Raw genomic sequence first — 14637 nt, forward strand, 5'->3', positions numbered from 1 at the left:
CTCATCGCCCCCCGGCCTGCTGGTTGAGCCGGGCGATCTCGGCGACGTAGCGGCGGCGGTCGGCGTGTTCGAGGTCGAGGATCGCGTCGAGCGGCCAGTGGAAGTGGTAGGCGACGTACGCGACGTCCTCGTGGAGCCGGTCGGCCGCGTACGTCACGATTCCCCCAGGCGCTCACCCGCCAGGTCGACGGCGAAGGCGGTGTCGCAGGCGGGGCAGGTCACCTCGGCCCGGGTGTGGCCCTCGGCGTTGATGCGGCGGTAGAAGTCCTGGAGGAAGGCGAGGTCGGAGGCGAACATGTCCTCGATGACTCCCGCGTGGACCTCCGGGAGGGTGCCGAGGCGTACGACGACCCGGCCGAGCAGGACCACCGACAGGTATGCGGGGTTCTCCCGCACCCGGTCGTCCCGCAGCGGGACGAGCTCGTCGCGGGCGGTGGACAGCCGCATCACACCGTCGCGGTGCACGTGCCCGGAGCCGTCGACGTAACCGCGCGGCAGCCGGAAGCCGAACTCCGTCCGCATGACATCGGGTTCACCGGAGCCGGAGCCGGAGCCGGACCCTGAGCCGGGAGCGGAGGCGACGGCAGCGGCGGCGGCCACGCCTGCCACCCCCACCGGCTCGGCGGCATCCGGCTGCGTCATGATCTGGCGGCGCATCAGTGCCTCACGCAACGTCCATCGACTCGTAGGTCAGGACGACCTTCTCGGTGAGCACGCTCGTGTCGCCGGCCTTGAGCGAGCCGATCTCCAGGCTCTTGGGCCAGGCGTTCACCAGCGTGTAGCGCTTGATCGCATTGCCCTCGTAGTCGAAGACGATGATCGCGCCGCCCTTGCGGGAGTCGCCCATCTTGCCGAAGCGGGAGTCCTTGATCCACTTCTCGAAGCTCTGGTCCGAGGTGAGCCCGCGGGTCAGCGTGACCTCGCCCGCCTTGGGGCGGCCGGGCAGCTTCTTGATGACGTACTTGCCGTCGTTGGTGTTCTGCTTCAGCTCGATGACGTCCTGCTCCATCTTCAGGCCGGTCACCTCGGTGATCTGCTTGATCACGACGCCGTCGAACTCCAGGCCGAAGGAGTGCCCTACCGAGGTGTCGAGGTCGGGGAGTGCCATGAACGACTACCTGCCTTCCGTGAGGAGCGCGCACGCGTCCGCGTCCGCGCGGGGGAACGCGTCACGCGTCACTCGTTGACGAGACTGGTCCCGCCGGAGAACTGGGCCAGCCGGAAGATCACGAACTCGGCCGGCTTGACCGGCGCGATGCCGACCTCGCAGACCACCTCGCCCGCGTCGATGCCCTCGGCCGGGTTGGTCTCGCGGTCGCACTTGACGTAGAAGGCCTCGTCGGGAGTGAGGCCGAAGAGCGCGCCCTTGCGCCACTCGTTGACCAGGAAGGCCGAGATGGTGCGGCGGATCCTCGCCCACAGCGCGTCGTCGTTCGGCTCGAAGACCACCCACTGGGTGCCGAGCAGGATCGACTCCTCCAGGTAGTTGAACAGCCGCCGCACGTTGAGGTAGCGCCAGGCGTCGTCGCTCGACAGGGTGCGCGCGCCCCACACCCGGATGCCGCGGCCGGGGAAGGCCCGGATGCAGTTCACGCCGATCGGGTTGAGCAGGTCGTTCTCGCCCTTGGTCAGCTGTACGGCCAACTCGACCGCTCCGCGCACGACTTCGTTCGCGGGCGCCTTGTGCACCCCGCGGGTGTCGTCGTTGCGTGCCCACACCCCTGCCATCGCACCGCTCGGCGGAACGAAGCGGGCGCGGCCGGTGGAGGGGTCGGCCACCTTGATCCACGGGTAGTACAGCGCCGCGTACTTGGAGTCGTAGCCGGCGCCGGTCTGCCGCCAGTCCTTGACCTCCTGCGGGCCGAGCGCGGGCGGCGGATCGATGATCGCCACCCGGTTCCCCATGAGTTCGCAGTGCGCGATCATCGCCAGCTGCACCGCCTTGACGCCCTCGGCGTCCAGCGCGCCCTGCTCGAAGGCGCTCATGAGGTCGGGCACCGCAAGCATCGTGACCTCGTCCACCGCCTCGAGGCCCGCGAAGCCGGTGCGGTCGGAGGAGTCGCCCACGTACTCCGCCGGGCTGAGCGAGGCGGGCAGCACGGCCGCACCGCCGGACGACGCCGGCGGCAGGGCGACCGACTGGTTCTCCGGGCGGGCCACCGCGGCGGTGCCGCCGGGCTCCTCGACCACGATCAGCCGGGACTTGTCGCGTACGACGGAGACGACGTAGGTGCGCTGGCTGCGCTTGGCCGAGACCTCGAAGGTCTCCTCGGTCTCCTCGCCGCGCTTCACCAGCAGGGTGAAGGCGTCCTCGCCCGCGCCCTCGCCGCCCGCGTCCGCGACCTCGACGGTCAGGCCCTCACCGCTGCCCTCGGCCGCGGCCACCTGGAAGCCGCCGAGCGCGGCCCGCGGCCCGGCGGGCAGCGGCGCGGCCGACTTGCCGCGGGACTTGGCGGACCTGGCGGGCGCGGACCCCGCGTCGGCCTCGTCGCCGGACGGCTCGCCGATCCGTACGACGTAGCAGGTGCCGCCGCCGTTGAGGAAGTAGGCGTAGACGGAGTGGGCCAGGTAGGCGCCGTCCACGAAGTCGCCGAAGGAGCGGGTGAACTGGCTCCAGTTCGTCACCAGCGTCGCCTGGTTGAACGGGCCCTTCGCGGCCAGGCCGACGAAGGCCGCCACCGCGGTCCCGACGCCCTCGATCGGCCGCGAGCCGGCCTCGACCTCTTCGACATAGACGCCCGGCGACTTGTACGACGGCATCCTCGGTCCTCCCCTGGGACAGCACTGGCCCGGCCAAGCGTGCCGCCCGTCTCGCGCGAGGGTCATGGCCTCCCGGTCGGCCCGGGGGGAACCCGCCGGTGCCCCTTCGGGCAGTGGCGCGGCGCCGGTCAGACCGCGTCGGGGTCGAGTTCCGCCGTGCCCGCGGCCGTCGCGGCGGGCGCCGGCGGGCGGCTGGCGATGATCGCGTCGATGTCGGCGCTCTGCCGGGCGGCCGCGGCGCGCACCTCGTCGGCGGTGGGGCGCGCGGCCCTGGTGCCGCGCTCGGTCTTGTAGCTCTCGTACTCGGCGTCGACGGCGGCGATGGCCCGGTTGACCGCGCCCTTGGACAGCGAGGTGAAGGCCCGGTGCATGTTGTCTTGGTCGGGCCGCCCCGGCAGGGTGCCCTTCTTGATCCTGCTGCGCAGCTTGGCCAGCAGGGACAGGTCCGCTCCCCTGCCCTTGGTCTTGGTCCCCGCGGCGCCCTTGTAGATGAGGATGGTGTGCATCGACTCGTACTCGGCCTCGGTGACCTTCGGCTGGCCGCGCGAGACGAGCAGGCTGCTCACCAGGTTGCCCGGCACGATGTGCTCCGACTCCATCTCCCACAGCGGGGCGTAGGACTCCTTGCCCTTGGGGACCCGGAAGCGCGAGTCCTGCTCGCGGTGCGGCCTGACCTGGCCGAGGTTGGGCGGGTCGCCGAGTTCGTCGCCGTTCAGCCGGGAGACCAGTGCCGGGTCGGCGCGGATGATGACGATCATCCGGTCGATGACCGCCAGCCGTGCGGCCTTGTCCGCCGCCCTGGGCAGCGCCCGGTACTGCGCGTGCAGGGAGCGGAGCTGGTCGATGGCGCTGACGGGCTGCGGGTGCTCGGAGGCCACCACGAGTTCGCCGCCCGGCCCGTCGTAGATCTCGTGGCCCTTGCCTTCGAGGTCGAAGTGCTCGTGCACCGGCTCCCGCGCGCCGCCCTTGCCCGGGCCCGCGCCCTCGGCGGGCTTGCCGTCCCCGACGGCCTTGTCCCCGAGGGCCTTGTCCTTGCCGGCCCTGTCCTTGCCGGCCCTGTCCTTGTCCTTGTCCTTGCCTTTGAGCTTGCCGAGGATCTTCCGGCCCGCGGCGACGATCTTCGCGACGACCCAGTCGACCACCTTCATCACCGGCGCCTTGACCTTCTCCAGCACCGACCTGATCTTCTCGCCGATGCCGCCGAGGCCCAGCAGCCCCGCGAGGAAGTCAAGGACCACGGGCACCGCCCTGGCCAGCGAATTCTCGATCATCGCGGGGACGCCGCCCCCGCCGCCGCTCGCGATCGACTCCACCGAGTCCAGGACGGAGTCCACGAAGCCCTTGATCTGGGCGGCCCCGTGGACGAAGAACATCACGACGTCGTAGATCGCCTTGCACGCGCGGACGAAGGCGGACGCCGGGTTGAGCAGGCTGACGATCCAGGTGACACCCGCGGTGACGATCTTCTCGGTGATGAAGTCCTCGATCGCGCCGATCACCGTTTCCTTGATGTCGGCCAGCTTCTCCAGGATCCACCGCCACAGGCCCCCGACGCCCTCGGTCAGCAGGATCCTGACCATCTCGAAGGTCGACTCCAGTGCCTGCATGGCCGGTTCGCCGACCGCGGTGACCACCCGGGTGCGGATCCGGTTCCAGGTCAGGCCGAGCACCGACAGCACCAGCTTGACGACGCCCTTCGCGTCGAACTCGTCGGGGATCTCCACGCCGCCCGCCGACAGCTGCCCGAACAGCCATTCCTTCAGGCCGGACTTGAGGTGTTCGCCGATACGCGACGCGAAGCCGGTCACCCCCGACTTCACGGCGCCGACCAGCCTGCCGAGGAATCCGATCGGGTCGGTGACGATCCGGTCGATCGCGCCCGCGGCCCGTGCCAGCACCCCCAGCAGCATGTCCTTGAGCTGGAGCACCGTCCGCGCGGTGTCGGCGATGGCGTCCTCGGCCTTGCTCAACAGGCCCTTGTTCTCCGCCTGGAGGGCCTTGATCTCCTCGTCCAGCTCGCCGCGTGCCGCGGTGTAGCGCTGGGCCAGGTCCTCGACCATGCCCTGCGACTTCTCGGTGACCGAGGAGTCGAGCCGGTCGAAGTCGGCGGAGATCCCGGTGGCCGCCTGCTGGGCGAACTGCCGCAGCTGCGGGTCCTGTCTGCCGACGATGGCGGCGACCGCGTCCCGGCCCCTGGCGATCCGGGCGGTCGCCTCGCCGAGCCGCCGCCCTATGGTGTCGGCGATCTCGCCGACGACCTTCTGCATCTCGGCCTCGTAGAGCCTCCTGGACTCCACGAAGATCCGGTCCGCCTCCGGCGGCAGGTCCCTCACCAGGTCGGCGAGCCAGCGGGCGGCGCCGTCGAGGCCGGAGTAGCGGGCGTCCTTGTAGCGCTCCATCCGCGCCTGGTGGTCGGCGGTGAAGGCCGCCTTCGCGCGCGCCTGCCCGGTGTCGAAGGCCGTCCCGACCTCGCCGTCGAGGTCGCCGAGTATCTTCTCGGTCTCGGTCCTGGTGCTGTCGAAGGCCGCCTTGATCTCGGCTGCCACGGCTGCCCTGGCCTGCTCGTCGCGACTCTTGGCGGCGCCCTGCCCGGCCGCGACCTGCTGCCCGGCGGCCGCCTTGGCCCCGGCCAGCTGCTGGACGCCGGCGCTGCCGAGGGCGGCCGCCCCGGCCTGCTCGGCGGCGACCTTGGCGCCCTCCACGGCGCGGTAGGCGCCGGGCGCGGTCGCCGCGTGCGCGTCGGCGGCCTGCTTGGCGGCAAGCGCCTCCGCGAACTGCGGTTCGCCCGCGGTCGCCAGCTGCCCGGGGGTCAGCCCGGCCTCGGCGAGCTGGGCGTCGGTGCGCCGCGGTCCGGTGCCGAGGTCGGTCTGCTCCTGCGGCGCCGGGGCCACCGCTGCCGCCTTCGGGTCCGGCGGCGCGGGGGTCACGGTGGCGGGCCGCTCCGGCAGTGGCGTCACCGGCTTGTCGACCGCCCGCGACGGGTCGGGCGGTGCCGCCGTCTTCTCCGCCACGTCCTTGGCGGACGCCTGCTTGCCCTCGGCGACCTGCCCCGCCACCGCGCCCTTGACGGCGTCGGCCTTGCCGGAGGTCGCGAACGAGTCGGCCTCGTCGAGGTTCTTCGGCGCCTGGGCGGTGATCGCGGTGCGGACCACGGCGACGAAGGCCGCCTTGTCGAAGGGCGCCGGGCGCGCGGTGCCCATCTCGGCCACCCGTGCGGCCTTGGCCTGCGCCTCGCGGTCGTCCTGCGGCGCCAGCGCCGCGTCCTGCGCGGCCTTCGCGGCGGCGGGTCCGCTCTCATGCCGGGTCAGCGCGGCCTTCTTCGCCCGCACGTCGGCGGTGACGGCCCTGAAGCGCGGGTCCTGCGCGGGAGTGAGGCCCGGTGGCGGTACGGGGCGCTGCCCGGCGTCCAGCCGCTGGGCGACCATACGGGCCACGGCGGCGTTGCCGGCTTGCCGCTGGAGGTGTTGCAGCGCGCCGAGGCCCGCGGCGGCGGGCGGTCCCTGACGCGGTCGTACGGCCGCGGCCGGCTGCTGCTCGGCGGGCCGGCGCACCGGCGACGCGCGGCCCCCCGACGTCATTGCGCCGGCGCCTCCTCCTCGACGGGCTCCTCCTCGCGCTGCACCACGCGCGCGGCGGTGGCCGCCGCCTCCTGCTCGAACCGGTCGGACGGGTCGCTGACCTTGACCCCGCCCCCGGCGTCCGTGCCGTCCACGGGCCCCGAGCGCTGCTGGACCACGTGTGTCAGTTCGTGCGCCAGCGTCGTACGCCCCTGGTGTGAGCCCGGGTCGTAGGCGTCCCGCTGGAAGACCACGTGCGAACCGACCGTGTAGGCATGGGCGTTGACCGCCTGCGCGGAGGTGTGGGCGGCCGCGTCGTCGTGGACGCGGACGTCGCCGAAGTCGTGGCCGAGCCGGGCCTCCATGTCGCCGCGGACCTCGGGTTCCAGCGGCCGGCCGCCGGACCCGCCGACCACGCCGTGGACCGGCGACTCCTCCTGCGCGAGGGCCGTCACCGCGCTGTTGCCCAGCGCGCGCTGGAGCCGCAGCAGCCCGCCGCCGCCCAGCACGTCGGTACGGCCGCCCGCCGCCGCCTTCATCAGCAGCGCGTCGGGGACCCCGGGCTCCGCGTGCCGCGGTGCCGCCGGTTCGCCCTCGACCTCTTGCCCATGTTCGTGCCCGCGCACTTGCCGCCTCCAGGCCTCCGACGCCGCCGCCACGTCCGGCCCGTCCACGGTCCCACCCGCCGCCTCACCGGGCCACCCCAAGCGGGGCAGCCCTCCGCGCCCTTTCGGGCACCGCCGCCGCACCGGGCCTGGGGGGCAGGGCGCCGGCAAGGTCAGGACCCGTGGTCAGGCGGTGTGCGCCGCATAGGCCATGTACGGGCCGAACTCGTCGGGCAGGCACAGGCGTCCCAGCTTGCGGTATTCGCGGGCGACGGCCGCGACGAGCTGCGGCATGCCGACCGGCAGCCCGCCCTCGGCGGCCAGGTAGGCCGCGGTCACCGCCGCGGAGCGGATGTCGCCGCCGGCGAGTTCGAAGGCCCGCCCGCAGAAGACCAGGTCGAGGTCGTCGCCCCGCGGTACCGCGGGACCGAGGCAGCGGTCCCACAGGGAGATGCGCTGCTCGGCCTCCGGCAGCGGGAAGTCGACCACGAGGTCGAGCCGCCGGGTGAACGCCTCGTCCAGGTTCGCCCGCAGGTTCGTCGCCAGGACGGCGAGCCCGTCGAAGCTCTCCATCCGCTGGAGCAGGTAGGCGCTCTCGACGTTCGCGTAGCGGTCGTGCGCGTCCTTGACCTCGGAGCGCTTGCCGAAGACCGCGTCCGCCTCGTCGAAGAGCAGCACCGCGTTGACGCCGGCCGCCTCGGTGAAGATCCGCTCCAGGTTCTTCTCGGTCTCGCCGACGTACTTGTCGACCACCGTCGCGAGGTCGACCGTGTAGAGGTCCAGGCCGAGCGCGCCCGCGATGACCTCGGCGGACATCGTCTTGCCCGTGCCCGAGTCGCCGGCGAACAGGGCCATGACGCCGCGCCCCCTGCCGCCGCCCGGGCGCATGTTCCAGTCGCCGAGCACCCGGTCGCGATGCCGGGCGCGGGCGGCGAGTTCATGGAGGCGGGCGAGCACGGCCGGAGGAAGGACCAGGTCGGACCAGCCGACGGCCGGCTCGATGCGGCGGGCGAGGCGTTCGAGGCCCGAGGTGTTCTGGGCGCGGGCCCCGTGCAGCAGGTGGGCGTCGGTGACGGGGCCGCCGGAGAGCAGCGCCTGCTGGTGGGCGGTGCGGGCGGCGCGTTCGACCTGCTCCGGCGAGAGCAGGAAGAAGGCCGCGGCGTCCTGCCGTACGCCGTCGAGCCCGGTGGCGCCTTCTGGGGCGGTGGCCGCGAGCGCGCTGCGCCACAGCGCGGACCGCGCGTCCGCGCCGATCCTGCGGGCCTCGGCGAGCAGCGGGACCCGGTCGGCCCAGGCGGGGTCCCAGGAGGCGCGCCCGGCGATGACGACGGGGACGGGCAACGCGGCCAGCGCGCGCAGGAGTTCGGGGCGCTCGGCGAGCGCCTCGACGGGCGCGGCCACCAGGCCCGCGCGGGCGAAGGCCGCCTCCCGGCCGGCCGCGGCGATGGCCTCCACCGGGTCGGCGCGGCTCGCAAGCCGGGTGAGGTCGAGGCCGCAGGCGGTACGTCCCGCGGCCGCGAGCGCCTGGGCGCCGAGCGAGCGGGCCGCGCCGCCCGCCGCCTCGCGCAGGTAGACGGGGCCGACTCCGCGGCGCAGTACGGCTCCGAGCCGCGCCGCGGGCCCGTCCGCCTGCGGCGAGGCCGCGCCGGGGTGCAGCGGCGCGAGCAGGTCGAGCAGCCCGGGGTCGGGGGTGTCGTCGCCGAGCAGATGGGCGCTGACCCGGTCGGGCACTCGCAACGCCCGGCTGAGCAGCGGGCGTTCGGGGTCCTCGACGACCAGCAGACCGCGGGCCTGCAGTGGCGCGGTCGGCGAGAGCCTGGCCCGGGCGCCGCCGGACGCGGGCGGGACCCCGCACAGGCCGAGGGCGAGGCCGACGGTGGGGCGGCGCCGGGTGACGTCGTCGTTGAGGTAGCCGTACAGCTGCTCGTAACGGCGGTCGAGGTCGGGTGCCAGGCAGATCAGCAGGAGTTCGGTGTCGAGCGGCAGCAGCCCGAAGTCCCGCTCCAGCGAGGGCAGTCGCAGCGACGGGTCGGCGTGCGCGTCGAGTGCGGCCCGCCGTTCGCGGTCGGACGGGTCGGGTTCCGGCACGGCCGCCGGGTCGTCGAGCAGCCGGCGGACGGCGTCGTCCGAGAGGTAGATGCCGCGGAAGGGGTCGTCGGGCTCGGGGTCGCCCGCCCGGCGCGCGTCCACGGCCCGCCGCACCCGCTCCTCGACCAGGGCCAGCCGCGCCATGAGGTAGCCGAGTCCGGGGTCCGCGCCGGCCGCGGTCCCGGGGGCGGCACCGCCGGAGCCGCGGTCCGCGCCGGCCGGTGGCGGGGGCGTCACCGCTTCCGGCGGCGCGGGACGGGCGCGCGGCCCACCGGCCCCGGCGGCGGGGGCTCGGGGAGGTCGCCGAGGTTGAGGACCATGCCGCCGTCGTCCACCGGGGGCCCGGCCGCGTAGACCGGTGCGACGGTGACGGGCGCGCTGACGACCAGGTCGAGCGACGGCTTCAACTCGCCGCCGAGCGCGGACCACACGTCGGCGAAGGCCCGGTCCTCCGGGGGCGGCAGCGCGACGGTCACCGGCACCGGCAGGCCGCTGAGGCCGAGTTCCGGGCCGAGTCCTGCGGCGGGAAGGGCGTCGTGCCGCAGGAAGCAGTGCAGCAGCGAGGACAGCAGCCGGTGTTCGTCCTCGGGGCGCTGGGTCCAGGCGCTGATCAGGTAGGACAGCTTGAAGTAGCGTGGCGGCAGGGTGCGGGAGACGACGGTGCCCTGCTCGTCGTAGACGTTCTGCCTGCCGCGCGAGCGGCGCTTGAGGTCCTCCCTGATGTCGTAGAGGTAGAGGTTCACCGTCGGCGCGTTGCGGCGGGCCGCCCAGTCCCGGGTGGGCGCGTCGAAGACCACCTCGATGTCGGGAGCGCCGAGTTCCGCGCGGACGAGCTCCCGCAGGGCGTCGTCCACCTCGTGGATCATCGGCGCCACTTGAAGTGGGACGGTTGGAGCACGCCCGGCACGACGAGGTAGTCGGCGCGCACCTCGCCGAAGCGCGGCACCGCCGCACGGTCGGTGACCAGCAACTGCCGTGGTCCCAGGGTGTCCTGGACCAGCACCAGCACGGGCGCGCTGAAGGTGCCGTCCGCGGCGACCTTCACGGGTGCGGACGCCACCGTCACGCCCTGGCTCCAGCGCAGTTCGAGCACCGCGCCCGGCGGGAAGTCGTGGCCCAGCGCCTCGGTGACCGCGCCGGGCGGACCGACGACCGGGTTGAGGACGACCACGGGCGCCAGCACCTCGAGGGTGGCGTTCGCGGTGTCGTTGCCGAGGTCGGTGTCGCTGCCCGTGGTGCTGAGGTTGGCGGTCACGATGCCGGTCAGCGCGCCGGGCGTGGCCAGCGCGACGGTGACGGTGGCCGAGGCGCCCGGGTCGAGGTCGGCGACCGGGCAGCCCGCGGCGGTCGCGCACGGCGAGGCCGCGTCGGGCGTCACGCCGGGCGGCGCGGTGAGGACCAGTGTCAGCCCGGTGGCCCTGCCCCGGCCGAGGTTGCGCACGGTGATCCGGGCGGTGCTGCCGGTGCCGCCGGTGTAGGCGGTCGGCGGGGTCAGGGTGAGCCCGACCGCGGGGTCGGCTTGCCTGCGGGGCGCGGGCGGCGTGGTGGTCGGGGGCGTGGTGGTCGGCGGGGTCGTCGGCGGTGTGGTGACCACCGGTCGCTCCCGCACGGTCAGCGGCGCCGTCGCGGTGTTGTCGGTCGCGTCCACGTCGGGCGACACGGAGGCGATGGTGCCGACGGCATTGCCGCTCAGCGGCGTCGCCGAGGTGACGACCCGGGTCACGGTGGTGGTCGCGCCCGGTGCCAGGTCGCCGAGCGCGCAGGTGGGTTCCGGGCAGACCGGGTCGGCGCTCGCCACGGTCACGCCGGGAGGCAGCGACATGGTCAGCGTGACGCCCGTGGCGGGCCCGTTGCCCTGGTTGGTGACGGTGTAGACGACGGTCGCGGGGTCGCCGGTCAGCACGCTCGGCGGGGTCACGGTGACGGTCACCGCCGGGTCGGGCTTCAGCGGGTCGGCGGCGACGACGTCCACGGAGGCGGAGTTGTCCTGCGGGTTGCGGTCGATCAGGTCGCTGCCGGCGTGCCCGGTGACCGTGTAGGTGCCGGCGGCCGTCACGCGTACCGTCACCCGTATGTCCACGGTCTGGCCGACCGCCACTTCGCCCAGGTCGCAGTGCGGGCCGACGGCCGTGCAGGTGCCCTGGGTCGGCACCGGGTCGCCGACCGCGACCAGGCCGGGCGGCAGGGTGAGGTCGGCCGCGGTACCGGTCGCGTCGGCGATGCCGCCGTTGGTGACGTGCAGGGTGATGTCGGCGGTCTCGCCGGTGACGACGGGCGCGGACGGCCCGGCGATCGTCACCGTCAGGTCGGCGGTGGGCTGCCAGGTCGGCTTGGTCTGGGCGAAGAAGTGTGTGCTCGGCAGTACCTCGCCGGTGCCGGTGGCCGGGTCGAGCACGGCGATCGTCTCGCCGTTGCGGTCGCCCAGCCAGGACTCCGCGTCGACGGCCAGCCGGTCGCCGGTCGGCGACCAGGCGGCGTCGTCGGCGTTGAACAGCGGGGCGCCGGGCGCGGGGACGGACGGCACGAGCGGGCAGCCTGCGCTCACCGGCACCAGGCCGCGGCATCCGGCGCCGTCGGTGCGGGCGAACAGCACGATGCTGTCGGGGTATCCGGACGCGGCGACCGAGGGCGCGGCGGCCGCGGCGCGCGACAGGTCGACGGGTCCTGACGGCGAAGGGGACGACGACGCCGGCGGGGTGGCGGTGCCGCGCCGGGTGAAGGCGACCCCGCTGCCGTCGGGCCGGTAGGCGGGGCGTACGTCCTGCACGCCGCACTCGTAGCCGCACGCGGCGGCCGTCACGTCGAAGAGGGCGGAGCCGTCGATCGCGTCGACCGTCCAGATGTGCCGGAATTCCTTGTCCGGCACCAGCATCGGCGCCACGGAGGGCGCGGCGACCGGCTTGCGGGCCGGCGAACGGCCGGGCCCGGTGGCCGTGGTGCCGGGGGCGGCGGCCGATGTGCCCGGGACGGCGGCCGATGTGCTCGGCGACGCGGACGCCGGCTTGCCCGCCGCGGCGCTCGCACCGGGCACGTCGCTCGCGCTCGGCGCGGCCGGGGCGCCGCTCGCACTCGCGCTCGGGTCGGTGCTCGGCGTCGGGGCGGCGCTCGCGCTCGGGGCGGCAGGGGCGAGCTTGATGATCTCGGTCTCGCAGTAGCGGTAGCGGGAGAAGGCGATCCGCCCGCCGTCGGGCGACCACGCCGGATCGCGGTCGTCGGTGATGCAGTAGTCGCTGCCCTCGGGCGTGGCGGGCCACGGCACCGTGTAGAGCAGGCGGGCCGCCGCGGCTCCCCCGGACACGTCGAACACGGAGATCGACGCGTCGGTACTGGTCGCGTCGTCCGACCGGTTGCCCCAGTGCGCGACGGCCAGCTTCCTGCCGTCGGGGGACCAGGCGGCCCTGCCGTAGTTCTGCCCGGCACCGAACCCGGTGTTCACCGGGACGGCTTCGGCCAGCCGGTCGGCGGGGCCGAGCATCAGGGTGGAAAGGCGGGTGTTCTCGCCTTCGAGGCTGCGGTGCGTCGTGAAGACCAGTTGCCGCCCGTCGGGCGAGTAGGCGGGCTCGTCCACATCGATTTCGTCGCCCATGGCGGGCCGCAGCAGCAGCCGGTCGACGGGAGTGTGCGCGCGGACGCCCTCGATCGCGGGCCGGGTGTCCTGCCGTCCGATCAGCAGGCTCGGCGGACTGTCGGCGGGCGTGTACCAGGTCACGTCCTGGAAGGCCCAGCCCTCGTCCACGGCCGCAGGCAGCAGCGGGGTCGGTTCGCAGACGCCGTCGCAGGACTCCGCCGGGTCGACGACGTAGAGGTGGCCGGAAAGGAACGCCAGCTGCGAGCCGTCCGGCGACCACGCGAGGTCGCGTTCCGCACCCGGCCACTCGCCCGCCGCCAGCACGGTCTGCGTGCCGCCACCGCCAGCGGGCGCGACGGCCAGTTCCTGGATGTCGTCGTCCGCGTCTTCGACCACGTACGCGATGCGTTCGCCGTCCGGCTCCCAGGCGGGCATGGACACCGCGCCGACTCCCGGCGGCGAGACGCGCTGCGGGTCGCCGCCGGCGACCGGGATCGTGTACGCCACGCCGCCGTCGGTGTACGCCAGTTGGCGCCCGTCCGGTGACCAGTCAGGCGAACCGCCGTTCGCGGCGACCTGCGTGAGATCGGTGCCGTCGGTACGCACCACCCACAGCGACACGGACTCCGGCGCGACACGGTTGCCCGCGCAGCGGCGGTCGCCGTTCGGATCGGCCAGGGACCCGAAGGCGATCCACTGCCGGTCCGGTGACAGCTGCGGCGAGATGATGCTCCACCCCGGCCGCACCAGCACGGCGGTGACCAGGCCGCCGCCCGTACGCCGGTAGATGCCCTGGCCGTCGCCGCTGCGGTCGCTCACCCACAGGAGGTCGTCGCCGCGGGCCGACGGCTCGCAGTCGTCCGCGGCCAAGCCCTGCGGGAGTTGCGGGCTCAGGCCGCCCTCGGAGCCGACCACCTGCAAGCTGTGGTGCACGCCGGAGGACACGTAGGCCAGCCGGCCCGGGTCGGGGCCGGCCGGTACGGGGTCGGCGGAGGCCGTTCTCGACCCGCCGGTCACCGCGATGGTCACCGCGGCGATCAGCCCGGCGACCGGCAGCAGTGCCGCCAGCCGCGGCCTCCCAGGGCCTGTCGCTCGTCCCACCACCCGCGCCATCCCCCTCACCCGACCGTCAGCCAACCCTCGCGCTCCCGCCGCCCCTCCATCACCCCAGCACGGGGCAACGCTTCGGGTACGCCGCGGTGCCCCTTGGGGCATCGGCCCTCCCGCCGCCCGGCCGGCCGCGGCCCGCCCCGCGTGAGCCCCGGCGGCGGGGCCGCCGCGCGCACGTCCGCCCCCGGTGTGCGGCTCCTGGGGCGGACGTGCTCGCCATCGGCCGCCCGGGGGCGGCCGGGTACGGCCCGCGCCGGGCGAGGGCGCGGGCCCGCGGTGGGACACGCGGTCAGATGAAGCCCATCCGCATCGCGTAGGCCACCGCGTGGGACCGGTTGCGCAGCTGGAGCCTCGTCGTCACGTCGTGCAGGATGTTCTTCACCGTCCGCTCGGAGAAGGCCAGCGTCCTGGCGATCTCCGCGGTGTCCTTGCCGTCGGCGACCAGGCGCAGCACATCGATCTCGCGGGCGGACAGCCCGGTGAAGGCGAGGCCGCGCGGATCGAGCACCTGCCGCTGCAGGCGGCCCACCTGGTCCAGGAGCCGCCCCAGGAGGTCCGCGGGCACGCTCCCCTCGCCGCGGGCCACCGCGGTGATGGTGTCGGCGAGCCGCTGCGCCGAGGCGTCCGCGCGCCGGACCACGCCGACGACACCGCACTCGACGGCGGCGACGAGCCCGCTGTCGTCCAACTCCGTGGCCACCAGCACCGTCCGCCCCTCACCGCCGCGCTGCAACCGCCTGAGCACCTGCAGTTCGCTCTCCGCGACACGGTCGGCGGCGAACACGGCGACGACGCCGTCCAGCCGTTCCTCTTCCTCCCCTTCGGCCAGCAGCCGCAGTTCATGGCGGGTTCTGAGCTGGCCCGCCAGCCCCGCCTGAGTGATCGGGTCCTGGGCGGTCAGCCGTACGGGTATCCGGACGGTTCCGCTTCCCCCCTGGAATTGCATGTG

The 14637-nt window shown here is 74.3% G+C and carries 10 protein-coding genes; all 10 read right to left on the reverse strand.

Annotated elements, in window-relative coordinates:
• Nucleotide 1: 1 nt before the first annotated feature.
• The 10 genes from ACGFMP_RS00210 to ACGFMP_RS00255 all read right to left on the reverse strand — a co-directional run bounded on the left by ACGFMP_RS00210 (nucleotide 2) and on the right by ACGFMP_RS00255 (nucleotide 14634).
• Nucleotides 2–157, reverse strand: coding sequence for a DUF6760 family protein (locus ACGFMP_RS00210; protein ID WP_393669342.1), 156 nt, complete (start codon nucleotides 155–157; stop codon nucleotides 2–4).
• A complete protein-coding gene (locus ACGFMP_RS00215; RefSeq protein ID WP_393669343.1) occupies nucleotides 154–657 on the reverse strand; it encodes a hypothetical protein in 504 nt (167 codons plus the stop codon). Before ACGFMP_RS00215 ends, ACGFMP_RS00210 begins: the two co-directional genes overlap by 4 nt.
• Nucleotides 658–664: 7 nt before the next feature.
• Nucleotides 665–1108 (reverse strand): phage tail protein, encoded by a 444-nt coding sequence (locus tag ACGFMP_RS00220; protein ID WP_393669344.1) that lies wholly within the window; start codon nucleotides 1106–1108, stop codon nucleotides 665–667.
• Between the two features lie 68 nt (nucleotides 1109–1176).
• The gene (locus ACGFMP_RS00225; RefSeq protein WP_393669345.1) at nucleotides 1177–2760 is read right to left on the reverse strand and encodes a phage tail sheath family protein; all 1584 of its coding nucleotides are present in this window, start codon (nucleotides 2758–2760) and stop codon (nucleotides 1177–1179) included.
• Between the two features lie 128 nt (nucleotides 2761–2888).
• Nucleotides 2889–6338 carry a hypothetical protein gene (locus ACGFMP_RS00230; protein WP_393669346.1) on the reverse strand — a complete coding sequence of 1150 codons (3450 nt, stop codon included), beginning with the start codon at nucleotides 6336–6338 and terminating at the stop codon, nucleotides 2889–2891.
• A complete protein-coding gene (locus ACGFMP_RS00235) occupies nucleotides 6335–6943 on the reverse strand; it encodes a DUF4157 domain-containing protein (protein WP_393669347.1) in 609 nt (202 codons plus the stop codon). The genes ACGFMP_RS00230 and ACGFMP_RS00235 overlap by 4 nt, the downstream gene beginning before the upstream one ends.
• A 165-nt stretch (nucleotides 6944–7108) precedes the next feature.
• A complete protein-coding gene (locus ACGFMP_RS00240; RefSeq protein WP_393670272.1) occupies nucleotides 7109–9154 on the reverse strand; it encodes an ATP-binding protein in 2046 nt (681 codons plus the stop codon).
• Between the two features lie 89 nt (nucleotides 9155–9243).
• The gene (locus tag ACGFMP_RS00245) at nucleotides 9244–9876 is read right to left on the reverse strand and encodes a DUF4255 domain-containing protein (RefSeq protein WP_393669348.1); all 633 of its coding nucleotides are present in this window, start codon (nucleotides 9874–9876) and stop codon (nucleotides 9244–9246) included.
• On the reverse strand, nucleotides 9873–13679 hold the full coding sequence (locus ACGFMP_RS00250; protein WP_393669349.1) for a hypothetical protein: 3807 nt from the start codon (nucleotides 13677–13679) through the stop codon (nucleotides 9873–9875). Before ACGFMP_RS00250 ends, ACGFMP_RS00245 begins: the two co-directional genes overlap by 4 nt.
• 298 nt (nucleotides 13680–13977) lie before the next feature.
• On the reverse strand, nucleotides 13978–14634 hold the full coding sequence (locus tag ACGFMP_RS00255) for a response regulator transcription factor (RefSeq protein ID WP_393669350.1): 657 nt from the start codon (nucleotides 14632–14634) through the stop codon (nucleotides 13978–13980).
• Between the last annotated feature and the right edge of the window lie 3 nt (nucleotides 14635–14637).

This window comes from Streptomyces sp. NPDC049040 (assembly GCF_043197715.1).
Classification (GTDB): Bacteria; Actinomycetota; Actinomycetes; order Streptomycetales; family Streptomycetaceae; genus Actinacidiphila.